Here is a 24,452-nt window from a genome sequence, read left to right as displayed (position 1 = left end):
CCGCTGCTAGTCTCGTTTCGCCACATCTTCAATGAGCTCGTAGAGCGCCAGCTCGAGACGGTCCAGGGCTGCCTTGAAGGCATCGGGATCGATGCCGCTGCGGGCACTCTCGGTGATCTGAGGCAGTGCCGACGTAGGCTCAAGCGCGTTTACCGGCACGCGCCCCTCTGTGAGCGCCCCAGCCAATTCCTCCATTTGTAGCACTATTCTGCGCCGCTGCACCTCGTCTTCGGCGCGGGTGGCAAACGGCGCTGTAGTCTCTGATGTTGTCGTATCTGCATCGCCGGTGGTGGACTCCTCCAAATCTGCTGCAGCCAGGTGACGGAGATAATCGTAGAGCTCCACGTAATGCACCACTGCCATGAGTTGGCCGGTACGCCTGGTAATCGCATGTCTGACCTGCGGCATGAATCCCAGGCGCCCTGGCGCAATCGCCAGCCTGAACAGGTTGAGCTTTTCATGCATGGACCGCTGCTCGCCCGCCGCTGAATGCTCAAGCAGCCGGCACATACTCAGCAACAGAGCGGCTACTGAACGACGGACGTGCGTTCGCGCCTGCAGCGGTGAAACGATATAAGCCACCAGCACACCTACACCGGCACCAATAATGACCTCTATGAAGCGTAGCTCGAGTATTGATGGCACTTCACCTCCGCTCATGCCCTGCAGCAGGCCGAGCGTCGCGGTAAGGCCGGCGGCAAAGAAGGCATAGTTGACCGGCGTGGCATAGATACCGATGAACAGAAAGCAGAATATGGCTGTCAGCTCGACCGCCATATTGCCCTGCACCAGACTGGTCACGAGCAGGCCGATGCCCACGCCTATGATACTGCCAATCACATTGCTCCAGCCTCGAGTCAGAATCTGACCAGCTGATTCATTACCCACATACATAAAGAGTGCAGCGAGAAACGCCCACAGCCAACGGTCGGCCGACAGCATACTGCCGAATAGCACCGCCAAAGAGACGGCTAGCGTTACCTGTAGTGCCTTTGGCAAGACACGCGGCAGACGCTCGCGCCAGGTGGTGGTATCGATGACTGGCTGACTGCGGGCACTAATTCTGGCAAGTCCCGAACTGCTCTTCCCCGACAGCACACCGATTCGCAACATCCGCAAACGCAGTCGCTTCATCAATGGATGCGCTTCGGCTGGAAGCGGGGCGCCCTCCTCTGCCCGCGCTGAACGCTCGGCGGCATTTTCGCTACGTGCGATCTCGGGCGGAAAGAGAGCGAGATCTTCCCGCAACTGCTCCAGATCCCCTCGCGAAAACTCCTTGATCCTCAAGCCCACGCCTTCGATGCCCAGACGAAACCGAAGCAGGGTTTCATACAGTCGGTCTGGAATATCAGAGCGGCGAAGCAATGCGCTTTCGATAGGGAAAACACGGTTGTGCATGCGATTGAAAGCGTATGTGCGCCGCCGCGCGTTGCTACGAGCCATCAGGGCATCGATGAAGTCGTACATCGCCATGCCGTAAATTCTTAGCAGACGCTTACGCTCGAGCGAGCGATCGTCGCGCCATAGCAGGAAGCGGATCAGCATGGTGATCGCGCAGGCAAAGGCTACCGCCAGAAGATAAGTCAGCGTATGACCGGGCGGCGGCTGAAAGTAGAGGCTGAATCCGTACATCCACGTTCCGGCCAGGCCAACTGTAGTGGCTCGGGTGCTAACCGCAGCCATCGTGAACGACACCAGCACGAGCGTACAGAGCAGCGGTGCCGCCGCAATGCCATACGGTGCGAACAGTACGCCGGGCACAACGGCAGCCAGGATTGCCAGGGTTGACAGCGCAGTGGTCCGAATACGGTCTGCCCTGAGTTCATCACGCACGAAGAGACTGAGATAAGCCGCAGCACTGGTGGCCAGCAGCATGCTCTGGATAGGCAGCTCAAACTGTTCCGTCAGATAGATAAGCGCAACGATGACCGTCGACAAGGTAGCCATGATGCGGCCCGTGGCCTGGAGCCGCAGCAGCCCAGGATCCTGCTGAACGAAAGCGGCACGTAGACGATATAACCGCTTTCGGAAGGAAACCCTGCGCTGCTTGCTGTCGGAAGCCATGTCGCCTACCTGAAGGGAACTGCGGTGATCAGCCCCTCAGGATATCAGAGTTTCAGGGGAGGACCAGTGCTTCGCTCCCCAGGTCGAGACCTTCAGTTGATATCCACCGGCTTGAGCGGCGTAAGGTCTGGATTCGACAGGTAGTGCGGCCGTGGAGCCTGGCCTCCGAAGGGTTCGACTGGCCGGTTTTCCACACTGTTGTAGACGAACATCAGAATCGATCGCGGGTCACCAGAGATATTGTCAGGCGAGCCGTGGAGCAGATTGCACTCGTGGAATACCAGCGTTCCCGGCTGACCATAGAGACCCTTGATCTCGGAATTCGCCAATACCTCCTTCATCGTCTCTGGCTTTGGTACACCGAGCGTCTGTTTTTTCAGCGAGGTCTCGTAGTTCTTCTCGACCGTCTTGCCACTGCACGCCACGTATTTTTTGTGCGAACCTGGCACAACGAAAAGCGGACCATTGTATTCGGTGTTCTCACTAAGCATCAGCCAAACCGTAACGGCTCGCATACGTGGCATGCCATCCTCCACATGCCAGGTCTCGAAGTCAGAGTGCCACGGAAAGGATCGGCCCTTGAAGGCTGGTTTGACGTTGATGCGCGACTGCATGAGGTAGACTTCGGAGCCGAGCAGCTGTCTGACCTTGTTGAGGATGCGCGGATCGCGGGAGAGGCGGTCGACAACTTCGCTGTAGGCGAAAGGTTTGAAGATGGTTCTGATTTCGCCGCTATCAGGCTCGGTGATGAGCGTCTCTTCACCAGAGAGATCCTGTTTCATGCGCTCCATCTCTGCAAGCAGATCTGGCACTACCTCTGGCATGAAATCCGGTACGGTGAGATAGCCATTCTCTTCGTAAAATTTGATTTGATCTGTCTCCAACCCAAACTCGGGGGGCTGGCTGCAGTCTCCATACACAACGGGATCCATGCGATTCAGTACTTGCTCACATTCCCCTGTTCTGGATGGATAAATATCCCTCACAGGTTCCATAACAATCTCCTCCAGTTTCGATTCATGTCCAAAAATCAGAACGCTACACGAACACAATTCGCGCAAGCGCACGCTATACCTAAAGGTCTAGGTCACTTCGTTGCCGGTGGGTACGAAAGTTAACCTATTAGGTTCACTGTTACCTTAAACGGCTTATAAAAGTGGCGCGGGCATTCCTGAACTGGAGGGCCTGTTTACCTGTCATGGGCGGGGATTGCAAGTTTACGTGGAGGTGGGACCGTAGATCCTGTCGAGAATTTCTGTTTTGTACTTGCGACTCAGATCGTGAGCAGGGCCTTCGAAAATACGCTTGTGGCACCATGACTGGGGAAAGATCGTTTCGCCCTTCCAGTGAAAGGGATAGCTGTCGTCGCCCAGATCCTGGTGGTCCCGCTCGAGTTGCCCCTCTCCAGTCTGCTTCTGGATCACAGTGGCGATGTAGCAGCCAAACATTTCTGCCCAGTCCACCAGATTATCGGTGTCTTTGGCGTCGCCCATCAGGGTGTAGTCATGCGCCCCGCCGAGAATGGCTTCGACATCAGCGATCGAGCGATGTGAATAATCGAGCGTTCGCCCAAATTTTTCGTTGGCGACTCGCACAGCGAGGTCAGTCTCCTCCTTCTGGTACTCACCGAGACTTCCGGAATACATGGCACCCAAACGACGCTTGTCGGCATCGGGTTCGCGTTCCACCTCATCGCTGACCTGCCTGGGGGGCCTGCCATTCTGGCTGGGCGCCGAATCATCTTCGAGCTGCTGCTTCGATCGACCTGCGGATCGGCGTATCGCGTAAAAGCCCAGGACCGCGAGGGCGATAAGTATGATCAAGGTGAAAATCGGCATCGTCAGAGGTCTCCGGAGCTGGCAAGAAAGGCGGTGTAGTCACCTGATGGTATCGACGAGAGTTCTCCGACATCACGATTGTACAGATAGATCCAGGCCTGGACGACGGCGCCATCGATCAGCGAAACGGGTCTTCGACAGCGGATATATTCGTGGGGCTGCGGAAAATGATCTGAACATTCTTCGTAGTCGTCCAGTGCGGCCAGCACACTGAGCCTGCCGCCCACATGATATAGCTCGCCCAGCACCCGATCTGACGGGCAAGCAGAGTCCACCAGACCAGGATAGCCAGCAACTTCGTATAGCCTGCCCTGAACCCAGGCCTCGGCATGATAGTCACAATACTGTGAAAGCAGCGCCAGCGCCTGCGGCGAACCTGCCTTGCGCAGCGTGCCGTAGACGAACAGGTAGTCTTCTTCCGCGGCCACGCGTGCTCCACCAGGGTCAACCATGATTTGACCAGATTAGATAGCCGCCAGAACAAGCGCAAGTCTGGTCGAGAAGATGCCTGGCGGGCCGGCCTGAACGCGCGTATTTTTTACATGAATTGTTGTAGTTATTGGTTTGAAGTCTAGCCCCAGGCTCACGGTGACTTGGCTCGCAGGCGCCTGCGCACCAGGACTGGCGGCCAACATCACGAGTTGGCGCATCGCTTGCTTAAATCCTTCTGGCAATTCAGGTCCCAGGACCATAAGGAGAAACACATGTCAGACAAAGCAGTCATAAAAGCTCTGAAGGAACTCGTCGCACTCGATTATGACGCCATCGAAGCATACGATGCCGCCATCGATCGACTCGACGATAAGGAGGCCGCCAAGAAGCTGGAGAGTTTCAAGCAGGATCATGTTCGCCATACCGCGAACATTGGCGACCTCGTGAGGAAAAGGGGTGAGACGCCGCCTGATGGGCCGGATTTCAAGCGAATTCTGACCAAGGGAAAGGTCGTTCTCGCAGATCTCATTGGCGACAAAACCATACTTATGGCCATGAGTGCGAATGAGAAAATCACCAACGTAGCCTATGACAAGGCGCGCGGACTGGATGATCTGCAGCCCAATGAGCTGAGTGTGATCAACGCCAATTATGCTGATGAGCAGCGCCACAAGGCCTGGATCGATCAGCATATCAAGGACAAGGCAACTGCGTAGTATCGGGTGTTTGATTTCGTCATAAGCCTGGTGGAGCGCACAGGCTATTTTGGCATCGCGCTACTGATGTTCGCGGAGAATGTTTTTCCGCCCATACCCTCCGAGCTGATCATGCCACTCGGCGGGTATGTGGCTGCCAAAGGCGAGCTGAATGTGATCGTTGTCGTTCTTGCTGGCAGCTTTGGCTCCCTGCTTGGTGCCATGTTCTGGTACTACATCGGCCGCATGGTTGGTGCAGACAGGCTCAAGCGATGGGCATCCCGCCACGGAAGGTGGCTTGCACTCTCCCCACATGAAATAGATGCCGCTCGAAACTGGTTCCAGCGTCATGGCTGGGCTGCGGTCTTCTTCGGGCGCATGGTCCCTGGCATCCGCACGCTTATTTCGGTTCCGGCGGGCATGGCCGAAATGAAGCTTCTGCCTTTTCTACTCTACTCAGCCGCGGGCACGATCTTGTTCACGGCGCTTCTGACCGGTGCAGGCTTTCTGCTCGAAAACAATTTCGAACTTATCGGCAAATACATGAACCCGGTTTCCAGGGTTGTGGTCATCGGACTTGTCCTCGGGTATATCTATCGGGTCCTTACTTTCGACCGACGCAACGCTGCTCGGGCGGGCTGAACGGAACCTGAAATCACCCGACTCAAACATTGATGCTTCAAGGAGCCTCCATGGAATGGTACAAAAAGGCGCTTCAGAATTACGCTGTATTTACTGGTCGTGCCCATCGGACCGAGTACTGGATGTTCATACTCATCCACTTCGTGATTCTGATTGCGATAAGCTTTATTGAATCCACCCTCGGTATCGGCAGCTTTATCAGCGGCCTGTACAGCATTGTGCTCTTCATTCCGCTCATTTCCGCTGCCGTCAGGCGACTCCACGATACTGGACGAAGTGGCTGGTGGTATCTGCTCATGCTGATCCCGTTTATCGGCACCATCATTGTCATCGTACTGCTGGCGCTGGATAGTGAACCGGGTAGCAACGACTACGGGCCCAATCCCAAAGGCATTGATCCGCCTGCCTGAGTCTTCACCAGCATGACTCGTACACGGCGAGCGCTCTCCTCACTGATTGTGGTCGCTATACTGGCGACCGCACTTTCGTTCGCCTCGCGAGCGCTACTGGGGTTCTACCCCTGGCACATCGGCTCGGTTGTCAGCGTGGCCAGTGCCTTCGGAGCCAAGGTGGGCTGTTCGGGCTTCTTCGTCACTGGTCTCGATAAACAGCAGATCATGGATGATCTCGCCAACTACTCCCCGGTCAACAGACTGCTGACACTGGAAATCGATACGCGCTTGCCTGCGGTGTCTGCAGAACTGCTCGGCATGGGGCGAACCTCGGCCAGCTATCGGCCCGGGCTCGGCTGCACACTCAATATCGGCGATACCTCCCACCTTGATCAGCTGAACGTACCGTCCTCGCCTGCGATTGTTGGGGACCAGCTGCCTTGGCCTGCTGGACCGGTGATCGACACCATTCTGCTACCGCGCCAGGTTCAGCTCGATGTCATTCTGGAACAGGACAATATCGAGGGCTTCGATACGCGCGCGCTGCTGCTGGTGGAGAATGGGGTGGTGACCGCCGAATCCTATGCTGAGGGTTTCAGTGCAGAAACGAAGCTGCTTGGCTGGTCGATGGCCAAGAGTCTTTCGGCTGTCATGATCGGCCGCGCTGAAGCACTGGGTATCATCAGCCGGAGCGATGCGGGACTGTTTCCGAACTGGGCCGAGGATGAGAGGAACGAGATCAACGTCGAACATATGCTGCAGATGGCCTCTGGACTCGAATTGGAGGAGATCTATGCACCAGGCGGAGATACTACACGGATGTTGTTCGGCTCGCACAATGCGGCCTCGATAGGCCTGAACAAGCCGCTCGCTCATAGGCCGGGAGAGCACTCCGTCTACACGTCGGCCACCACCAACATGCTGGTGCACTGGCTACAACAGCAACTGGGCGGCACCCCGCAGCACAGCCTGAACTTCCTCTACAATGAACTACTCCAGCCAATGGCCATGGGCCATACCATTTTCGAGATGGACCCCAGTGGCGCGCTCGTTGGCAGCTCCTTCGCCTATGCGTCAGCACGCGATTGGGCGAGGCTGGGCCAGCTGATGCTGGACGACGGCGTCATCAACCAAGGCAGCCCGCAAGAACGTCGCCTGCTACCCGCCGGGTGGGTCAAGGCTGCCTCCACACCTAACAGGAGTAGCAATGAGTCACGTTATGGCTATCACTTCTGGCTCAATCAGGGCGCTGCAACTTCGGACGAGCGTCGCTATCCGCTATTGCCGTCCGACGCCTATTACATGAGCGGCAGTCGACAACAGTTCGTCCTCATGGTGCCATCGCAGAACCTGGTTCTGGTGAGACTGGGCTGGAGCAAAAACAAGTATCCGCTGGACAAGCGCTATAGGGCGCTCGTGCCTCAGGCTCAGATCAAAGAATCCTAGCGCGGCGAGACTTCGACAGGAATGATCGATCTAGTCCGCCGTCGGCTCGACTGATGCCATCTGCCGATTACGAGGCAGTACAGCGAGGAAGTTATCGCGGGCAACCGCCTGTGCCACCGCCTTCGGCAGCGCGTCGAGGAAAGGATCGAAGCCGGTCAGGAACTTGCCCATGCTGTCGAAGCTACCCACCACATCCGAGCCGATCATGAAGCGGTCGGGGAACGCTTCTACAAGCGCCAGCCAGTCCTTGTCAGGGGAGCCGTCGGTATTCAGCAGGTACGGTTCGAGCATGCTCCACGACAGATCGATATACAGATTAGGGTACTCTTTCAGCAGCGACTTCAGACGAGGATGAAGAAAGTTCAGGCGCTCCTGTATGCGATGCAATGTCTTGCTAGTACCTGCATGGGCCCAGATGAAACGCACTTTCGGATGTTTCTTCAGCGCGGTCTCGACTTCGTCGACATACAGAGGATTGCGTTCGCGCTGAGACGTGATATTCGCATGCACCATGACCGGCAGATCGTACTCTGCCGCCAGCCTGTAAACCCGCTCCATAGCCTTGTGGTCTGGCCGCGGTGTCTCGCCCTCGGTCATAGCAGTGATATCGTCGTGACGGGTAAAGACTTCCCCGATACCTTGCCATAAGCCGGGATAACGATCCAGTAAGCGGCGAATGTGGGCGTCGGCGTTCTTGTCGGTCGGGTTGAAGCCGCACAGGAATGGATGGAAACGATCCCGCTGCTCTGGCGGAAGCTGCATGACGGCATCCGCGACGATGTCATCGGTGGCGCTATACCAGTAGGTACTGCCGTAATCGCCGGCATAGTAGCGAGGCCGCTTCGGCTCATTCTCATCCCACTTCTTCGTGAGCGGAATACCGGAAATCATCACGTGTTCGACTTCAGCTTTGTCCATGGCCTCGAGCAGCTTCATTATGCCTTCGGAGTTCTGGAAAAAATCGACGTAATGCATGTGCGAGTCGCTATAGCGATAGTCGCGTGCGTGAACAAGACTGGGGTGTAGAAGAACTGGGAACAGCAAAAAGCAGAAGATCCGGTACAGCAAGATATCAACTCCGTAAAAACATCGTGTGCCCGTCCTGGGTCACATACTGCACATTCTACGTCAGAACCCTGACCGCCGTATCAGCGGCGATATACCAGATTATCCTTAGGCAGTTCAGCTCATGACGAACGCAGCCAGGCAAGTTGCCAGGTCGACTCCTGCAGCAAGAGCGTAGTGACGGCATCTATGAAGGGTGATGGCGAGGGGAGCAGGCGCCAGAGTCCAACACTGCCAAGGCCGAACAGCAGGCTCGCCCACCAGACCTGGAGGCTGAAGGGCTTGATCGCAGTGCCGAACGAACGCTTTAATCGGACGCCACTAATATCGATGGCATAGCATTCATCCAGCAGCAGATGTGTTACGAACCCCAGGAGGACGAAACCGCCTATGGCCCAGGCAAACGCTTCGCTGTGGCTGAGATAGCGCCAGCTGACAAAAGTGACGCAGAGCGCTGTGAAGATGCCAGCAAGACAGGAATGATAGGCGCCGCGATGACGGGTAAGGCGGAAAAAGAGCTGCATGATACCGAAGCGCACGACAGCAAAAACCCCAAGCATCAATATCCAGATCGTGAGCAGGGATTGCCCCGGTGCGGCCTGTAACACCACAAGGGCCGCCACGAAAGCCAGCAAGGTAAATATCCAGGAAAGCGCCACAGACGAATCGGCATCGATGTCAGGCAGCAAGCCCCCTATCGTACCAGCGACCCATAGTACGACAGCCTGATTTAGCGAGTATACCGAGGTATATGCCATTGCGGAGGCGGCGAATCCACTGACGACTGCACCGCCTACGAGATGCGCGTTGAAATTTGCCATAATCCCTGGCCAAGCCTTTAGTCCATTTATTTCAGGCTCTTATACCTCGCCCTCAGTGTCAGGGCAAGCCTCCGCATGGCTTCGGTCAGGCGTTCGAGTCCTCCGGCTCAGCCAAGCGACGGTGCATCTTTGCCAGAATCGAGTCTGGAATGATGCCGGCAAAGGTTGTCTGCAGCTTATTCATGAAGCCACTGACGACTGAACCTTCACCCTTCTTCATCGCCTCATACCCCACCTTGGCTACTTTTGCAGGGTCCTCCTTCGGCGCATCGTACGCAGGTGTATCCTGCATACCCGCCCGGTCGAAGAAGGGTGTGTCGGTCAAGCCAGGCATGAGACAGGTTACCGTCACATCCGTTTCCTTCAGCTCATTGCGCAGCGCCTCGGCGAAGCTGTCGAGAAAGGCTTTGGTGCCATTGTATACCGCATGAAAAGCCCCCGGCACAAAACCGGCGATGGATCCGGTTATCAGTATCTTGCCGCTGTTCCGGTCGCGCATCTGGCGCCCGACCTTCTGTACCAGAGAAATCGTGCCGCTCACATTCACATCCACGACGTTCTTCGCTTCAGCAAAATCCTGGTCGAGGAACGCGCCGCCGAGACCCCGCCCTGCATTGGCCAGCAAGGCATCAACCTGACGCCCACGAATGGCCGACCACAGTTTGTCGACCCCCTCCTTCGACCCGAGATCCGCCTGCACAGCCTCCACAGTTGCACCGTGTCGACTGACCTCTTCAGCGGCAGACTCGATCTCTGCTTCATTCGCGCAGATGATCAGGTCGTATCCGTCCTGCGCACAACAGATAGCCAATTCGAGACCGATGCCTGTCGAGGCACCGGTCACTACAGCAAGTGGTTTGGAGTTCATGATGATTTCCTCCTTCGATCTAGGCCGGCTCAAGCTCCGGCTTCAGGACCACCTTGGTCCACTCATTCTGATTTTCCTTGAAGTTCTTGTAGCCGGTTGGCGCATCTTCAAGCGACAGCCGATGGCTGATCATATAGGTCGTATCGATCTTGTCTTCCCGGATGAGATCAAGCAGTTCAGCGGTGTAACGCTGAACGTGGGTCTGCCCGGTTTTGACCTGCAGCCCTTTTTCCATGAGCGCACCGAGCGGGAACTTGTCCAGATAGCCCCCATAAACACCTGGCATTGATAGTCGGCCGCCCTTTCGGCAGGCAAAAATGGCTTCGCGTAGCGCACCGCCGCGATCTGCGCCAATGCCAACTTTCTGCTTGATGGTATCGGCCACATTCATCATGTTGGCCTGACTGTCGAAGGCGAAACCGTGAGACTCCATGCCGACTGCGTCTATGACAGCATCTGGTCCTATTCCACCGGTCATCTCCAACAGGGCCTCCATTACGTTGGTCCGTTTGAAGTCAATAATCTCCGCACCTTTGGACTGCGCCAGCTCCAGCCGGTGTGGATGGTGATCGATTGCAATAACGCGGTGCGCGCCCATGTGTAGGGCACTCTGCACTGCAAACAAGCCAACTGGACCACAACCCCAGACCGCAACGGTGTCGCCGTCCTCGATTTCAGCATTTTCCGCAGCCATCCAGCCTGTGGGCAAAATGTCGGAGAGGAACAGCACCTTGTCATCCTCCAGCTCATCAGGAATGACAACAGGCCCTACGTCGGAGAATGGGACTCGCACATACTCTGCCTGCCCTCCGGAATAGCCACCGGTCAGGTGCGAATAGCCAAACAGTCCGCCCACAGCGTGACCGAACATCATCTCGGTCATGTCCTGTTTTTCAACGGGATTGGAGTTGTCGCACGCCGAATACTGTTTCATGTTGCAGGCGAAACAGCTGCCACAGGAAATAGTGAATGGCACGACCACACGCTGACCTTTCTTCAATGTACTTTTCTTGCCCGTCTCGACGACTTCTCCCATGAACTCATGACCGAGAATATCGCCTTCGAGCACGGCAGGAATCACTCCGTCGTACAAGTGCAGGTCTGAGCCGCAGATCGCTGTGGAGGTTACCTTGATAATGGCGTCTCGAGGATTGATGATTTGTGGGTCAGGCACCGTGTCGACCCGGACATCGTGAGTACCGTGATAAGTGAGTGCTCGCATAGTATTCCCCTCAGGCGTCGTCGTGGATGTAGTGGTGTGAAGTCGCAATTTCGCCGGTTTCCATGAGCATCTTGAAACGCTTGAGCTCATGGCGGGCCTGGACACCAGGCTCACGGCGGAAGAGCTTTGCAATCATCCGGCCGAACTGGCCAACTGGCGGCTTGTACTGCACCACGGCCTCGACATAGGTACCTCTGCCTGCGGGCGCATCGCGGAAGGCGATATGACCTTCGGTTTCTATCTGTGAGTTTTCGGTCGACTTCCAGGAGAGCAGTTCGTTTTCCCGTCGCTCAACGAGCTCGGTTTCCACGGTGACTGTCTGACCCGCCGGTGCAGCTATTTTCCAGACCGAGCGTTCCCCATGAGTTTCGACATGCTCCACATTCTTCATGAAATGCTGGAGGTTGTCGTAGTTTTCCCAGAACTTGAATAGCTCTGCTCTTGGACGATTGATCAGTACCGTCTTGCCTGCCACAGCCTTGCCATTATTCCGGTGCGTTTCCTTGGCCGCTCTGTCCGGCGCACTATCAGCAGGCCGATCGGCAATTTCTGCCCTGTGCCGATAGACGCCTACGGCTACTGCCGCCAGTGCGATGCCGGCTGCACCCAACGCAAGGGCTGTTCCGGTCGCTACACGCGATCGTCTGGACTCATCCTCGGCCCACTGGAGCTCATCCCATTCGGCGTCGTACGCGGGATCGTAGTCCATCTCATAGTCTTCGGTGTCATACTCGCTGTAAGGCCGCCCTTCATCATAATGCGACATCATATTTCTCCTTCTTCGATCAGGGGAAGGTTGAAATTCCTGCGATCACTTTTGTAAGCGCTTCAGCGTGTGTTCCTTGTCCCGCCCAAGCCATCGGCTGCTGGAAAGCCCGATATCCGGGGCTTTCACCGCAATTCCAGACCACAGTAGTGACATCCCAACCAGTGTCGGAAAGATTGATTGCAATAAGCAGGCCTGTTAAGCCAGAGGCGGTGTTCGGGGAGGCATGATGACTTCGGCACACAGCAGCTCTGCCAGCCACTTCGGCTGATCATAGTGAACGGCGTGACCACTCTTATCGCAGCGGAATATCCGCAGCTCTGGCAAATGCTCGCTGAGCACCTCGACGGTCGATCTATGGAAGGTTCGTTCGGCCTCACCCCAAACCAGCATCTTGCGGCAAGGCAGGGCCGACACGGCCGTAAAGTCCAAAGGACGGAAACGGCGATGCTCGTCGACGATCTGATCCCAGATCAGACGGTAGGTAGACTGGCGTTTCATATAGTCGCCGAAGAGAAAGGCAGAGACCGGCCAGAAGTCCGGCGGGGGGGTTCGCAATGCGAGGCTGAGCAGATGCCGCCAGGCCTGACGGGTGTGAATCCAGAACGGATTCTGCCCAGCATCAACCTCCGCGTAAAATTCAGACGGCTCGCTTACTGGCACACCCGCCGGCCCAATCATCACAAGCGTATGCACCCTTTGCGGATTTCGCTCGGCATACCTGCAGGCCACCATCGCGCCAACGGAGGCGCCAATCAGATGTACCCGCTCACTTTTGTGGAACCAGAGCGCGTCATCGATGATTCTGACCGCCTGTTCGTAAAAATCCTGAGCAGGATCGAAATGGCTGCCCCCATGACCAGGCAGGTCAATGACCAGTACATTGAAGCGACCTTTGAGCTGCTTGATAAGTGGCAACCAGTAGTCCTTCGACCCAGTGAAGCCATGGAGGAGCACGAGCGTCTCCAGCGCCGAATCAGCTTCATCCGAGACGAGACAGGTGTAGCTTCGTCCACCAACACTGCCAGACTTGAGGGCAAGTCTCGAGGCCTTCCGGCCCATCAGCATCAGAATCGCCCAGATAAACTGGCCCAGTTTGTAAGACATCCATTTCTCCTCGTACATCAGACTCGAAAGCAACCACGGCTGCCGGCGCTACTCCGCAGGCCGACGTCACCTGGCGCAGGTAGCAGGTGATGCCGCCTGATACAGCGTTAATGCCGCCTGCATCTGGGCCTCCAGTCGCTCGATTCGTGTTTCATGCGCTGGATGTGTAGACAGGAACTCCAGTGGCTGCCCACCGCCCGCAGCAGCCATGTTACGCCACAGGCTTACACTTTGCTTCGGTTCGAAGCCCGCCGTGGCCATGATGTTCAGGCCAATGAGATCTGCTTCGCGTTCATGCGCCCTGCTGAACGGCAGCGCAATACCAAGTTGCGAGCCGATGCCGAGGGCCTCCATGAGAAGACGCTGCCCTTCCCCTTCGCTCACCAGGCCGACGACATACAGCACCGACTGGATGCCGAGCTGCTGGGTCATTCGCTCGTTACCATGATCAGCCAGGACGTGACCGACCTCATGGCCGATGACCGCAGCCAGCTGATCCGGCGTCTCAACGAGTCTTAGCATGCCGGTGTGCACGCCTATCTTTCCCCCTGGCAGTGCGAAGGCATTCGGCTGGGGGTTGTCGAATACGACGACTTCCCAGGAAGCTGGCATGGACTCGGCGGCATAAACCCGACCAGCTGCCTCGATGACATGTTCGGACACGCAGCGGACAAACGCATTGATAGCAGGATTGGTTTCAATGATCTGCTGACGCTTCATCTCTGCGAACGCTTCGTGCCCCAGGTCGGTCATCATCGAGTCTGGTAGCAATATGAGCTGACTGCGGCCTGCTGGCGAGTCCTGGCAAGCCGCCAGCAGACTTAGCATTGTAACACTGAACAGTACCCTGAGTTTCAAACGTATTCCTCGACAATCTGGCCTGGTTTCAGCACATCAATGGTGTCAGTCATCCGCATTTACAATCATCTTTCTGCCGCATTGGGTGCCTGCAGCCGCTGCTGTATGCTCCCGCGCTTCATATTGTGTCCAAGGATGTTCTGCCTATGCAACGTTCACTGATGAAAGTGGCCATCGGCATACTGAGCCTCATCCTGCTGGCACTGATGTGGCGTTGGCTTGGGTCGAGCGGCCTGCTCAACATCGAGACGCTACGCGCTTTGGTCACTCATGTCGCGCAGTGGCGTACGGCGCCCTGGATGGTTCTGGCGATCACGCTGGTCTATGCGGGTCTACTGCTGGTCATGTTTCCGCTCAGTCTACTCGTCGTGGTGACTGGTCTGGTATTCGGGCCCGCCTGGGGATTGCTTTACGCCACCATCGGCACCCTTGCGTCATCAGTCGTATCGTACTGGGCCGGCCACTGGCTCGGCCGCACTGCCTTGCTGCACTACGGTGGACGCTATCTCACCGGCATGGCCGCTTATCTGTCCGAACGCGGCATCCGCACAATGACAATCATCAACCTGCTGCCTCTGGCGCCGTTCACACTGACCAATATGATGGCCGGCGCCTTCCATCTCAACTTCCGCGACTACATGATCGGCTCCGCACTGGGCATCGTCCCGGGGCTGGCCGTGGTCATCCTGCTAGGCAGCCAGTTGGGCGCGCTGTTCAGTGCCGCTCAACCCGAAGAACTGCTCTGGGCCCTGGCCGGTCTGGCCACTGCGATAGGATTGCTGTTCGTTCTGGCCCGACTCACCAGACGCTTCATCCGTCGCGAAGGGCCAGCAATACCGCCTATGGGACCACCGACGCCTAGTGCCTGCGAGGCGAGTGGGCATGATATTCCGCCAGCACCTCAGCATAGAAGCCGTGAATCGAGCGAGCGAAGTGGCTGATATCGTAATCGGCCGCGAAGGCCTGAGCCTGCTTCCCGAGCTGTAATCTGAGTGCCTCGTCTTCAATGAGCTCTTTGAGACTCTGCGCCCATTCATGACGATTTTCAGGCGTCTTGAAACCATTATGACCCTGCCGCACCACATCGTCGATACCGCTGGACCTGACCGATACTACCGGCAAACCAGCAGCCATCGCCTCGAGTATCACCATCCCCTGTGTTTCCGACTTCGAGGCGAATACGAAGATATCCCCAAGATGGTAATACAGGGGGATGTCGTCTGGCGGTACGGCGCCAATCAGAGTGACGTGTCGCTCGAGGTCGAGCTCAACAATTCTTGCCCGCACGCTCGTTGCACCAGGACCGTCCCCCACCAGCAGCAGGTGGAAGTCATGAACCCCCCATTGGCGCAATACTGCCAGGGCACCAAGCATGAAGCCGATATTTTTCTCCTTGCTGACTCTGGACACGCTCACGAGCACCGTCTTCCCATCCAGCTGATATCTCTCGTGCAGAACCGACAGTCGGTTTGTATCGACCGTGCGAAACCGGGTGACATCAATGCCGGTGGGCTGTACCAGCGTAGTTGTCCGCACCCCCAACACGCGCAGGTATTCCTCCGCCGAATAGGTGGGCACAATGACCCCATGACAGCGATTGGAAAACCGCTTGATGAGATAATGCGATATCAGGTTTCTGAATAACATCCCTGGCAGGGGCACGAAATGAGCGTAATGCTCGAGACGCGTGTGATATGTGTATACGACTGGCACCTTGAGCCGCCAGCCGAGCAACAGCCCCAGCGAACCCAGCCAGAACGGGTGATGCACATGGATGATGTCCGGCCTGAATCGTTTGAGCTCATGATAGAATTTCAGTGATAGCGGATTCGTGAGGCGGAATTCGCGCTTTTCGCCGAAGGCCATGAAGGTCGGCACCCTGATCACCCCCTGCTCATGAGCTGCGTTGTCCGTATAGCGCGGCACGAAAAGCAGAATCTGGTTTCCGAGCGCCGTCAATCCATTCCGTAATCTGTCTACCGAGACCGAGACACCCGAAACGAAGGGAAAATAGTTGTTTGAGTACATGCCTATCCTGAGCGAACGATTCAGGTATGGCGTGGGGTCGATTTCAAAGTTCGGATAGTAATTTCGCTCTTCTGCAATCAGGCGATGTAAGCGTATTGCCACGATAAGCAAAACGCTGACGATAAGCAGGAAGCGCAGATAGCTGACGTAGAAAAAGGCATAGATCGTGGACCACGCGCTTTTCAGTGTTCGTCGCCAGGCAATCTCGTCGACATCCAGGCGAACGCGGCTGATTTTCACGCCAGCATCATCGACATCCACAACGACGAAGTGATGAAAGCTGTCCACTGAATCCACAATCAAGCCCCCCGCCCCTCCCGTCGTGACGTAGTCGACCCCGTTGATGGACTGTCTGGAATAGAGCGCAAGATTTGCCGAGAACACGGCGTCGACTTCATGAGTTTCTGCTATACGCACCAAGCCATTGCGGAATTCCCGCGGCTCGAGGTAGGCATCGGATTCAAATGGCGTCAGATCATGATCCACCACCTTCTGAAGCGGCAGGCCGATGAACAGAAATCGATGGGCCGCACTGGAATTGCTTAACTCACGTTCAAGCCAGTCGAGCTGCCAGGTCAGCGAAGATTTACCGGTACCGTCAAGAAAGATGAAATGACTGTCGCCTGAGATGAATGAGAAGAAGTGCGGCCCGAAATGCTCATAGAACTGGAAACTGCCAAAATCGCTGTGCTCGTTGGCACCATAGGTGAGGAGGTAAGGCTTGGAAAGCTGTTCAAGGCTTTTGTAGATAGCCCTATAGTTTTCCTCCTGCCCGCTGGCCACGGCATTGCCGGCTGATATCAGAAAGTCGACATCATCGCGGTTGATACGTGGAATGATCCTGTCGCGAAACACATGCACGGAGTTATTGATGTTGCCGACCACCGCGAACCGATAAGCCGGCTTGCGCTCCAGCAGCTGCCTGATCATCGGGACCTGCGTGGCATGAACAGATTCAAACTCCGGCTTCTCGACATACAGACGGATCTGATGAGCCACGAGCACACACACCAGCACAATATTCGCCACATAGGCAAAGCGAAGCCAACGCTGCTTTCTGCTCAATACCATTGATGATTACAGTCCATTGCAAGGCGCTCCGGTCAACTACGCCGCGGATGAATATGATGCTGATCGGTGTACGGCGACGGGGACTTCAGATGTCAATCAATGCTGGCGCCAAAGCGTATCCTGAGACGGCGATGACGGTGCCTGAAAATGGCCTTGTACAGCGGCTCGAGAACAACACCCAGACCGGGAATCCTGCTCCGGAACTGGACCGTGTCTCTGACTCTGCAGGCAAATTCACTGCCGTCGATTTCCCGCTGATGTTCCCAGCTGGCGTGCAGGAAAGATGTGGAGCTCTCGCTAAAACCTCGTGATGGGTCAATCCAACGAAAGAAAAAGGTGTGTTTATCCAGTGGAATGGCACCGAACAGTAAAATCCAGCTTGAAAACAGGACTGTCCGCTCAGGCCACGTTTCGATGGCTCGATCGGCCCAGCCAGGCGGGGCAGTCATTCGAACGAACGGCGCCAGCTCCTCGTTCACGCCCGCCATGTTAAGCGTCGCCAGGAGTTCTTCTGCACCGATCTGGAGCTCGCTCGTGACGGTAAAGCTCATGGCACCCTCTCTGGAAAAACGGCCTCTTCGACAACTGCCTCTTTGACAAGCTCTTGGCTGTAAAACTGTTTCGCCGCTTTTTAATCCGGCGAGCCAGGCGTCATTGTAGATTTATCGTCCTGCGAGGAAAAGAAAATCCGCCCCCACAACGAAGAAAGGCGCTGCGGGTGACCCACAGCGCCTTGAATTTACAACGTCGTTACCGTGACGGCACGACGACGAATCAGCGTGGTCCCGCGCCCTGAGATACCGCAGTCGGGATACGTGAAGCATCATCGACCTTGTACGCATCCATCTTCAGGTCTGCGAACACCGAGCCCCAGGCATCCTTGTTCTGCTTCTCTTCTGCAGAGCGCAGCACATAGATGTTGCTGTTCTGAGGCGCTTCAATGAAAGCGCTGAAGTTTTCGTTCCAGTGCGGGCGACTGGAATTCTCAAAGAAGTTGCCTTCGACCCGTGCCTGCGCACCGCCACTGGCACTGATACTGAAGTAAGTCACATTGCGCCAGTAATTGTTGAACAGGTGAGCCCGGGTGCGACTGCCTGTCAGCTTCGGGTTTCTTCCTGACACTTCATCCCAGTAGTTGTGATGCAAGGTCACCTGCGACTCTGATACGAGGGCCGTGTAGTGGTGCTGAGAGCCACAGACTGCCGGGTTGCGGCCGTCCAGGTGGTTCCAGGAAAGCGTGACATTCTCGCTATTCCGGACATCGATATACCCATCGCTGATCAAACCAAGACGAACGTGATCGATCCAGACATGGGTGCTGTTATCGAGGCCGATACCATCGCCAGCTTCGATGAGTCCTGGATTGACATCCCAGATCTCAAGGTTGCGAATGATGATATTGCTGCGGCCGTTGAGGTTGAAGCTTGCCCCTCTAACTTTCGAATTACGGCCACCAATGAGCGTCTTGTTCGACTCAAGGTGAATACCGGTTTCATTTCGTGAGCGCGTCACAGTCGCGTTGCTCACACTGCCCAGCGACGTGCAGGTTTGCGAACCAACCGGAACGCGATAAAAGGTCTTGCCAGGATCAGAATAGCCACAGTCGATCGGGCAGGCTACCTGGTCCCGCGGTGCGGTCCGGCAGTCGATGGTCACGTTATCCGGAATCTGAACAACCTGAGGATAAGGGCTGGTGAGTGCCTGCTTGAGATCCTGGCAGTTGTAAACCCGCCATGGATTCGACTGACCACCGCCAGTGGTGGAGCGAAGACCGTCTCGACCAGGCTGAGCTGCAAAACCATCGCTGCCGTTATCTGCTGCAAACTCTATGGTACTCAGACGCCATCTCTGGAAAGGACTGCCCACGTCTGCCGCCTGCACGACACTCGTCCCACTGCCAGTCTGGAAAAACTGCGGACTGAGCAGGTGACCACTGCGCACAGATCGGATTTGATAGGTACCGTCGCTCAACCGATTGAACTGCCATCGCTGGTTGGAATAGCCATTGGCTGAATGCTGATGGATATTGCCGCCATCGTCAGTCGAATTGCCGGCCACATCGAGCATGCTGCCTGAGTGCTGAGCCTCTATGTTCCAGTCACCGTAGCTGGTTTGACGAAGCACGAACTGCTGATGAATACCGCCGCCGTAGCCCCACTGCTGAACGTTAGCCCGATTCGCAGTCGAGGCACCTGCGACATCGAGACTCTTGCCGCTGCCAACGTTTTCCAGACGGTAAACCTGCCCTGACGCTGCGGTATTCGATGCCGGGTTGACATAGCCCTTGAGAAGACGAAAATCCCAACGCTGAAAATCGTTGCCGAAATCATAATCCTGCACCAGTGCCGCACCGCTTCTTGTCGCGTTCTGGGCAACTGACAGCACCTGCCCGCTGTTGGCAGACGCAACACGATAGCGTCCAGTAACAGTTTCGGTAATTTGCCACTGCTGATTGGCCTGTCCGTTGGCGGCCCATTGTATGACAGGCGCGCCCGGCCATGTCGCAGCGCCGTTGACGTCGATCAGCTTGCCGCTATGACGAAGCTCAAGGGTCCATAATCCGTTGCCTGTAGCCCGAGCAATGACCTGTTGGTGAGCACCCGCCCCAGTGCCCCATTGCTGTAGAATGGCGCCATTGTTCATACTCGCCCCGGCAGTGTCGATGCCAAGACCACTGCCGGCGTTGACCACTGCATAAACCTGTCCAGACTGTAGCGCTGCATGACTCAACTGAGCGACGAACGTACACTGAACGAGGATGCATAATTTAACGATGAGCGGCGGAAACCGATGTTTGCGGGATACACGATCGAGAGTCTGTACAACCATACCAAGCCCCTTTGTGATGTGGCGCGCATTTTACAGCGCGGCTACAATCTGAACAATAATTAACCAAGCGTGGTTACATAATGACAACAAATGGAGAACGATACCGTGTCACGGTTCGTACTTGCCTCGATCCATCAGGGCCAGAATCATGAGCAAATCTCTCAGGACAGGAATCTACCGCCATTATAAGGGGCAAATCTATGCAGTGATGGGTGTAGCCCGTCATAGTGAAACCGAAGAAGAGCTGGTGGTCTACAGAGCACTCTATGGTCAACAGGGTCTATGGGTACGACCGCTGCGCATGTTCACCGAGACAGTCGAAATCGATGGCGAGACGATACCCCGCTTTGCCTGGGAACGGCCGCTCGATACTGAAGCAGATATCGCCTAGTCACTCCGCTCCCAATCCGGCGGCATCCATAGATGTTTCAGGCGGGAAATCAGCTTACCTGGGCGGCGCATGTCGCGGAACAGGTCGACGTATTCATGAGTCCAAAGTCGTATCAGGTTGTTCGAGTAGACCTGTCGGGTGATGCCATATTCCGGTGGATTAGCGCTATCCTCCGGCACAAAGGTTCCAAATAGACGATCCCACACGATGAGCACACCGCCGTAATTCTGATCGATATACTGCGGATTTCTGCCGTGATGCACGCGGTGGTGGCTGGGCGTGTTGAATACCATTTCCAGCCACGGATGCAGCCGCCCGACCAGTGTCGTATGAATGAAGAACTGGTACACCAGCGACAGCGCGTACGCAACGCCTATCCAGACGGGATTGAAGCCGATGAGTGCCAGCGGCAGATAGAAGATCCAATTACCATTGAAGATATTGGTGGCGTTCTGCCGCATCGCCGTCGAGAAATTCATACGCTCAGATGAATGATGCACGACGTGCGCAGCCCAGAACCAGCGCATTCGATGACTGCAGCGATGCATCCAGTAAAAGCAGAGGTCTACGCCAATCAGCACCAGTACAGCCGTGAGCCAGTTCAGCTCGAGATCCAGCAATCGAAAGTGATAGACAAGCGCATAGGCTGGAAAGGCTATGATGCCGGCGAAGAGCAGCTCGGTGACCTGATAGCCGGCGCCGAGTCCAAAATTCCTGAACGCTTCGCCGACATCCATCAATCGCTTGTCATGCCTGATGCGTCGATACTCCCAGAGTGTCACACCAATGAAGACTGGTGTGGCGACCATGAATATGAGCTGACGGGCGTCAAGCGCCAACCAGGTGCTTAGCCAGGTCCAGAGCCCCTCGAGTCCGCTCTCACGAATCGTTGTTGTCATCAGTTCATACATGTTCTGGCCTCATCCAGGCGTATCCTCAAGCGTATTCTTCACCTGAATCAGTTGCTATTATTGACCATACGTGACGCGGTTTTGACTATAGACGCCAACAGTTCGCGGAGGTGACATGGGACAGGTTATGCGAGTAACCGGAGCATGGATTGGGCTGCTTAGAGACTGGCTCGACGATGCGCACCACGAGGCGCTTGATCTTCGCAGCGCGCTCGCCCGCTGGTCTCGGGAAGATAACGTGCCCGTACCCGTCTGGCGTGATCTGGTCGAGCGCGGCGTTGCCCTCGCGCCTGATCAGCCGGCGCCAGAACTGGCAATTGGCGCCTGTGTCACGCCTGCCCATGTTGGCGTGCTGGGCTATCTGGTTCTGGCTTCGGATACGGTAGGGGAAGCCATGCTGGCTTATCAGCGCTACGAGCGGCTGTTCTACGGGGTGAGCATCGCTGAACTCGAAGCCACAGGCGATGATGTGGAGATCCGATGGCCTCCCGATAGTAGTGGTCTGGGGCAGCAGGGCGATGGCGTTGCGATTGCTGCCCTGCTCACCTTTCTGCAGCGTCAGATGGATGACCCGCCATCACTCTCAAAGGTCAGCTTTCGTGGTGAGGTGAGCCCCAGAGACGCGTCGGCGTATGAGAGCTTTTTTGGTTGTCCAGTATCCTTTGGAGATGCCTATGTTCGCGTCCGCTTCCCCCAGGCCTACCTGGCAATCCCCATGCCCCGACGGGACCCCACGCTGAGGCACTTGCTCGACCGACAAGCCCAGGCGCTGTTACGTGCACTACCTGGCGCCTCCGACGTTGAACGGATTCTGCAGCAGGTTCTGCTGCGACTGCTGGCGGATGGCGAACCGACACTGGTGCGTGCGGCCCAGGCCATGCACATGTCGCCACGGACATTGCAAAGAAGACTCGCTCAGCACGACATGAGCTGGCAGCACTGGCTGGATCGCAGTCGTGAACAACTTGCAGAGCAGTATCTCGGCGATACCAGCCTCAGTCTGAGCGACATTGCGCTGCTGCTCGGCTTCTCCGAACAGAGCGCCTTCACCCGGGCCTATCGCCGCTGGACTGCCAGCTCGCCTGGCCGACGCAGACGGCGCCTGGGATCTACCACTCCGTCGGACTAGAGGCGATAAGCGCCCTGGTTGAGACCTTCAAGAATCGCCGGCGTGATCCGGGTATAGGTCGTCGTGCCTGGGAGCCAGGCATAGATCGGATCGTCGGTCGAATTGATGTCGTAGCCAGCCTCCTTCAAAGGCGCCTTTTTGTGCTTGAAGGTTCCGGTCGTTTCAGCTGCCTCACCAAGCCGCAGGAAGATCGGAACGGCGCAGACAGGCAGGCTGCTGCGTAACATCTTGAGGAAACCCTCGAAGTCGAATTGCCCCGGGTGTCCGGTTGTCTTCAGCCACGCCATGCCAGCCCGGCCGTTGGTCCCTGGAATCTCGACACCATAGACGATCGACTCAACCACGCTTGGATGAGCATCAATGATCAGTTCAACTTCCGTGGTTGAGACGTTCTCTCCCTTCCAGCGGAAGGTATCGCCCAGGCGGTCGACGAACTGGGCGTGGCGAAAGCCCATGTTTCGCATCAGATCCCCGGAGTTGAACCAGCGATCGCCCTTTTTGAAGACATCATGGAAAATACACTTTTCGGTTTTTTCTGCGTCGGTATAGCCATGGAAAGGGGTCTTCTCCGATATTTCGCCAATCAGCAGACCGGTCTCGCCCTTCTTCACCGGAATCATCCGGCCTTTGCTATTACGAACAGGACGTTCGTGCTCATTGTCGTAGGCGACGATCGAGTAGCGGAACGGACATAGCCCCACCGTGTTGTCGAAATTCAGCACATTGGAAAAGCCAATATTGCCCTCGCTCGACGCGTAAAACTCCATCACCCTGGGCACGCCGAAGCGTTCCTTGAACTGCTTCCAGATTGACGGCCTGAGGCCGTTGCCAACGATGACGCGAACCTGGTTCCTGTGATCATCAGGCGACACCGGGCGTTCAATGAGATAGCGACACAATTCGCCAACATAGCCGAATGCCGTGACCTTGTGCTGACGAATGTCTTCCCAGAATCTGGACGCACTGAAGCGTCTGGCCATAACCAGCGTAGCGCCGCCTGCAAGCACTGAACCCCAGCATACGGCCAGAGCGGTGGCGTGGTAGAACGGCAGGCATACGTACATTCTATCGGAGGATTCCAGCTTTACTGCCGCGAAACCAAAGGAACCATAGGCTTTCATGAAGCGGCCATGATTGAACACCACGGCCTTGGGCAGGCCGGTCGTGCCTGATGTGTAGATGTAGAAGCAGGGATCGTCAGGGTAGATTTCGCGCGACTGGCGGGGGTTCTCACCGGAGGCCACCTTGCTGGCGTGCATGAGATCGACCCAATAGTCGGCCACCCGGCTCGGCGTCGCCTGAGTCTCATCTGCCACCAGAAACTGACGATGGCCTGGTACAATCAGTTCCGCTTTCACCTCTTCATACGCGTCAGCCAGCTCTGCACCAACTATGGCCGCCCTGGGCGCCACCAGATTGATACTGTGCGTAAGCACCCTGCCACGCTGCGAGGTGTTGACTAGCGCACTGACCGCGCCAATTTTGGCACACGCGGTAATGGCAACCATCAGCTCAAGCCGGTTCTCGATCATGAGGACAACGGCATCACCTTTGACGATGCCCGTCGAGGTCAGGTAATTGCCGACTCGATTGGCCCAGGCGTTGAATTCAGCGTAGGTCATCGACCTGTCACCATCGACGATGGCTTCGGTCTGTCCACTCTCGGCAGCCAGTGTCTCGATACACATGCCCAGCCCGACTACCCGCGTCTTGTCGGTGGTGTCGCCAACTTTGAGGCCTTTCACCAGTCCCGGGACGCCTGAAATGAGCATTGGTATTTTTCTTGCGAACTGAGGAAACGTTATGATGTCCTGATTATCCATGGCTGGCTGTCCTGCCCCTGTTTTAGCTGTTGTTGTATGTGTGCGATGCTAGCT

The 24,452-nt window shown here is 56.3% G+C and carries 23 protein-coding genes; 7 read left to right on the top strand and 16 right to left on the bottom strand.

Annotated features, from left to right (window positions below):
- Positions 1-6: 6 nt before the first annotated feature.
- The 4 genes from ACH3PB_RS17700 to ACH3PB_RS17685 all read right to left on the bottom strand — a co-directional run bounded on the left by ACH3PB_RS17700 (position 7) and on the right by ACH3PB_RS17685 (position 4,330).
- On the bottom strand, positions 7-2,064 hold the full coding sequence (locus tag ACH3PB_RS17700; RefSeq protein ID WP_416396768.1) for an FUSC family protein: 2,058 nt from the start codon (positions 2,062-2,064) through the stop codon (positions 7-9).
- Between the two features lie 92 nt (positions 2,065-2,156).
- Complete coding sequence (locus ACH3PB_RS17695; protein ID WP_416396767.1) at positions 2,157-3,059, bottom strand: phytanoyl-CoA dioxygenase family protein; 903 nt, start codon at positions 3,057-3,059, stop codon at positions 2,157-2,159.
- A 222-nt stretch (positions 3,060-3,281) separates the two neighbouring features.
- Positions 3,282-3,902, bottom strand: coding sequence for a hypothetical protein (locus ACH3PB_RS17690; RefSeq protein WP_416396766.1), 621 nt, complete (start codon positions 3,900-3,902; stop codon positions 3,282-3,284).
- Between the two features lie 2 nt (positions 3,903-3,904).
- The gene (locus ACH3PB_RS17685; RefSeq protein ID WP_416396765.1) at positions 3,905-4,330 is read right to left on the bottom strand and encodes a gamma-glutamylcyclotransferase family protein; all 426 of its coding nucleotides are present in this window, start codon (positions 4,328-4,330) and stop codon (positions 3,905-3,907) included.
- A gap of 165 nt (positions 4,331-4,495) precedes the next feature.
- Between ACH3PB_RS17685 and ACH3PB_RS17680 the strand changes: the two genes are divergently transcribed.
- Genes ACH3PB_RS17680 through ACH3PB_RS17665 form a run of 4 tightly spaced genes read left to right on the top strand, consistent with a single transcriptional unit; the run spans position 4,496 to position 7,509 of the window.
- Positions 4,496-5,050 carry a DUF2383 domain-containing protein gene (locus ACH3PB_RS17680; RefSeq protein WP_416396764.1) on the top strand — a complete coding sequence of 185 codons (555 nt, stop codon included), beginning with the start codon at positions 4,496-4,498 and terminating at the stop codon, positions 5,048-5,050.
- Between the two features lie 6 nt (positions 5,051-5,056).
- Entirely contained in the window at positions 5,057-5,671 is a 615-nt protein-coding gene (locus ACH3PB_RS17675; RefSeq protein WP_416396763.1) for a DedA family protein, read from the top strand.
- Positions 5,672-5,721: 50 nt separating this feature from the next.
- On the top strand, positions 5,722-6,081 hold the full coding sequence (locus ACH3PB_RS17670; RefSeq protein WP_416396762.1) for a DUF805 domain-containing protein: 360 nt from the start codon (positions 5,722-5,724) through the stop codon (positions 6,079-6,081).
- A gap of 12 nt (positions 6,082-6,093) precedes the next feature.
- Entirely contained in the window at positions 6,094-7,509 is a 1,416-nt protein-coding gene (locus tag ACH3PB_RS17665) for a serine hydrolase domain-containing protein (RefSeq protein ID WP_416396761.1), read from the top strand.
- A gap of 30 nt (positions 7,510-7,539) precedes the next feature.
- Here ACH3PB_RS17665 and ACH3PB_RS17660 read toward each other — a convergent pair whose 3' ends face one another.
- The 7 genes from ACH3PB_RS17660 to ACH3PB_RS17630 all read right to left on the bottom strand — a co-directional run bounded on the left by ACH3PB_RS17660 (position 7,540) and on the right by ACH3PB_RS17630 (position 14,186).
- The gene (locus ACH3PB_RS17660; protein WP_416396760.1) at positions 7,540-8,577 is read right to left on the bottom strand and encodes an amidohydrolase family protein; all 1,038 of its coding nucleotides are present in this window, start codon (positions 8,575-8,577) and stop codon (positions 7,540-7,542) included.
- Positions 8,578-8,696: 119 nt separating this feature from the next.
- Positions 8,697-9,395 carry a metal-dependent hydrolase gene (locus ACH3PB_RS17655; RefSeq protein WP_416396759.1) on the bottom strand — a complete coding sequence of 233 codons (699 nt, stop codon included), beginning with the start codon at positions 9,393-9,395 and terminating at the stop codon, positions 8,697-8,699.
- A gap of 85 nt (positions 9,396-9,480) precedes the next feature.
- Positions 9,481-10,263, bottom strand: a complete 783-nt coding sequence (locus ACH3PB_RS17650; protein WP_416396758.1) for an SDR family NAD(P)-dependent oxidoreductase — start codon at positions 10,261-10,263, stop codon at positions 9,481-9,483.
- A 19-nt stretch (positions 10,264-10,282) separates the two neighbouring features.
- Positions 10,283-11,485, bottom strand: a complete 1,203-nt coding sequence (locus tag ACH3PB_RS17645; RefSeq protein WP_416396757.1) for a zinc-dependent alcohol dehydrogenase — start codon at positions 11,483-11,485, stop codon at positions 10,283-10,285.
- A gap of 10 nt (positions 11,486-11,495) precedes the next feature.
- Positions 11,496-12,254, bottom strand: coding sequence for an SRPBCC family protein (locus ACH3PB_RS17640; protein ID WP_416396756.1), 759 nt, complete (start codon positions 12,252-12,254; stop codon positions 11,496-11,498).
- Between the two features lie 195 nt (positions 12,255-12,449).
- Positions 12,450-13,358, bottom strand: coding sequence for an alpha/beta fold hydrolase (locus ACH3PB_RS17635; protein ID WP_416396755.1), 909 nt, complete (start codon positions 13,356-13,358; stop codon positions 12,450-12,452).
- 66 nt (positions 13,359-13,424) lie between these two features.
- Complete coding sequence (locus tag ACH3PB_RS17630) at positions 13,425-14,186, bottom strand: M48 family metallopeptidase (protein ID WP_416399480.1); 762 nt, start codon at positions 14,184-14,186, stop codon at positions 13,425-13,427.
- Between the two features lie 176 nt (positions 14,187-14,362).
- On the opposite strand from ACH3PB_RS17630, the gene ACH3PB_RS17625 reads away from it, so the two are divergent.
- Positions 14,363-15,157, top strand: a complete 795-nt coding sequence (locus ACH3PB_RS17625; protein ID WP_416396754.1) for a TVP38/TMEM64 family protein — start codon at positions 14,363-14,365, stop codon at positions 15,155-15,157.
- Here ACH3PB_RS17625 and ACH3PB_RS17620 read toward each other — a convergent pair.
- The 3 genes from ACH3PB_RS17620 to ACH3PB_RS17610 all read right to left on the bottom strand — a co-directional run bounded on the left by ACH3PB_RS17620 (position 15,075) and on the right by ACH3PB_RS17610 (position 20,144).
- Positions 15,075-17,315 carry a glycosyltransferase gene (locus ACH3PB_RS17620; RefSeq protein WP_416396753.1) on the bottom strand — a complete coding sequence of 747 codons (2,241 nt, stop codon included), beginning with the start codon at positions 17,313-17,315 and terminating at the stop codon, positions 15,075-15,077. The genes ACH3PB_RS17625 and ACH3PB_RS17620 overlap by 83 nt on opposite strands.
- A gap of 92 nt (positions 17,316-17,407) precedes the next feature.
- Positions 17,408-17,866 carry a hypothetical protein gene (locus ACH3PB_RS17615; protein ID WP_416396752.1) on the bottom strand — a complete coding sequence of 153 codons (459 nt, stop codon included), beginning with the start codon at positions 17,864-17,866 and terminating at the stop codon, positions 17,408-17,410.
- 223 nt (positions 17,867-18,089) lie between these two features.
- A complete protein-coding gene (locus ACH3PB_RS17610; RefSeq protein WP_416396751.1) occupies positions 18,090-20,144 on the bottom strand; it encodes an RICIN domain-containing protein in 2,055 nt (684 codons plus the stop codon).
- Between the two features lie 148 nt (positions 20,145-20,292).
- On the opposite strand from ACH3PB_RS17610, the gene ACH3PB_RS17605 reads away from it, so the two are divergent.
- The gene (locus ACH3PB_RS17605) at positions 20,293-20,535 is read left to right on the top strand and encodes a DUF1653 domain-containing protein (protein WP_416396750.1); all 243 of its coding nucleotides are present in this window, start codon (positions 20,293-20,295) and stop codon (positions 20,533-20,535) included.
- On the opposite strand, the gene ACH3PB_RS17600 is transcribed toward ACH3PB_RS17605, so the two are convergent.
- A complete protein-coding gene (locus ACH3PB_RS17600) occupies positions 20,532-21,446 on the bottom strand; it encodes a sterol desaturase family protein (RefSeq protein WP_416396749.1) in 915 nt (304 codons plus the stop codon). The two genes, ACH3PB_RS17605 and ACH3PB_RS17600, sit on opposite strands and share 4 nt — an antisense overlap.
- A gap of 115 nt (positions 21,447-21,561) precedes the next feature.
- Here ACH3PB_RS17600 and ACH3PB_RS17595 point away from each other — a divergent pair, with 115 nt between their 5' ends.
- Entirely contained in the window at positions 21,562-22,575 is a 1,014-nt protein-coding gene (locus tag ACH3PB_RS17595; RefSeq protein ID WP_416396748.1) for a helix-turn-helix domain-containing protein, read from the top strand.
- Here the strand turns inward: ACH3PB_RS17595 and ACH3PB_RS17590 are convergent.
- A complete protein-coding gene (locus ACH3PB_RS17590) occupies positions 22,572-24,398 on the bottom strand; it encodes a long-chain-acyl-CoA synthetase (protein ID WP_416396747.1) in 1,827 nt (608 codons plus the stop codon). The genes ACH3PB_RS17595 and ACH3PB_RS17590 overlap by 4 nt on opposite strands.
- Between the last annotated feature and the right edge of the window lie 54 nt (positions 24,399-24,452).

The sequence above is a fragment of the Allohahella sp. A8 genome (assembly GCF_047946665.1).
GTDB lineage: Bacteria > Pseudomonadota > Gammaproteobacteria > Pseudomonadales > Oleiphilaceae > Allohahella.
The sequence above is the reverse complement of the archived record's forward strand: the minus strand, read 5'-3'. Positions and strand labels throughout refer to the sequence as shown.

Excerpts from the sequence above, each read along its gene's own strand:
- ACH3PB_RS17700 (WP_416396768.1), bottom strand. The coding sequence starts at position 2,064 with ATGGCTTCCGACAGCAAGCAGCGCAGGGTTTCCTTCCGAAAGCGGTTA.
- ACH3PB_RS17695 (WP_416396767.1), bottom strand. The coding sequence starts at position 3,059 with ATGGAACCTGTGAGGGATATTTATCCATCCAGAACAGGGGAATGTGAG.
- ACH3PB_RS17690 (WP_416396766.1), bottom strand. The coding sequence starts at position 3,902 with ATGCCGATTTTCACCTTGATCATACTTATCGCCCTCGCGGTCCTGGGC.
- ACH3PB_RS17670 (WP_416396762.1), top strand. The coding sequence starts at position 5,722 with ATGGAATGGTACAAAAAGGCGCTTCAGAATTACGCTGTATTTACTGGT.
- ACH3PB_RS17665 (WP_416396761.1), top strand. The coding sequence starts at position 6,094 with ATGACTCGTACACGGCGAGCGCTCTCCTCACTGATTGTGGTCGCTATA.
- ACH3PB_RS17655 (WP_416396759.1), bottom strand. The coding sequence starts at position 9,395 with ATGGCAAATTTCAACGCGCATCTCGTAGGCGGTGCAGTCGTCAGTGGA.
- ACH3PB_RS17650 (WP_416396758.1), bottom strand. The coding sequence starts at position 10,263 with ATGAACTCCAAACCACTTGCTGTAGTGACCGGTGCCTCGACAGGCATC.
- ACH3PB_RS17645 (WP_416396757.1), bottom strand. The coding sequence starts at position 11,485 with ATGCGAGCACTCACTTATCACGGTACTCACGATGTCCGGGTCGACACG.
- ACH3PB_RS17640 (WP_416396756.1), bottom strand. The coding sequence starts at position 12,254 with ATGATGTCGCATTATGATGAAGGGCGGCCTTACAGCGAGTATGACACC.
- ACH3PB_RS17635 (WP_416396755.1), bottom strand. The coding sequence starts at position 13,358 with ATGTCTTACAAACTGGGCCAGTTTATCTGGGCGATTCTGATGCTGATG.
- ACH3PB_RS17630 (WP_416399480.1), bottom strand. The coding sequence starts at position 14,186 with ATGCTAAGTCTGCTGGCGGCTTGCCAGGACTCGCCAGCAGGCCGCAGT.
- ACH3PB_RS17625 (WP_416396754.1), top strand. The coding sequence starts at position 14,363 with ATGCAACGTTCACTGATGAAAGTGGCCATCGGCATACTGAGCCTCATC.
- ACH3PB_RS17620 (WP_416396753.1), bottom strand. The coding sequence starts at position 17,315 with ATGGTATTGAGCAGAAAGCAGCGTTGGCTTCGCTTTGCCTATGTGGCG.
- ACH3PB_RS17615 (WP_416396752.1), bottom strand. The coding sequence starts at position 17,866 with ATGAGCTTTACCGTCACGAGCGAGCTCCAGATCGGTGCAGAAGAACTC.
- ACH3PB_RS17610 (WP_416396751.1), bottom strand. The coding sequence starts at position 20,144 with ATGGTTGTACAGACTCTCGATCGTGTATCCCGCAAACATCGGTTTCCG.
- ACH3PB_RS17605 (WP_416396750.1), top strand. The coding sequence starts at position 20,293 with ATGAGCAAATCTCTCAGGACAGGAATCTACCGCCATTATAAGGGGCAA.
- ACH3PB_RS17600 (WP_416396749.1), bottom strand. The coding sequence starts at position 21,446 with ATGTATGAACTGATGACAACAACGATTCGTGAGAGCGGACTCGAGGGG.
- ACH3PB_RS17595 (WP_416396748.1), top strand. The coding sequence starts at position 21,562 with ATGGGACAGGTTATGCGAGTAACCGGAGCATGGATTGGGCTGCTTAGA.
- ACH3PB_RS17590 (WP_416396747.1), bottom strand. The coding sequence starts at position 24,398 with ATGGATAATCAGGACATCATAACGTTTCCTCAGTTCGCAAGAAAAATA.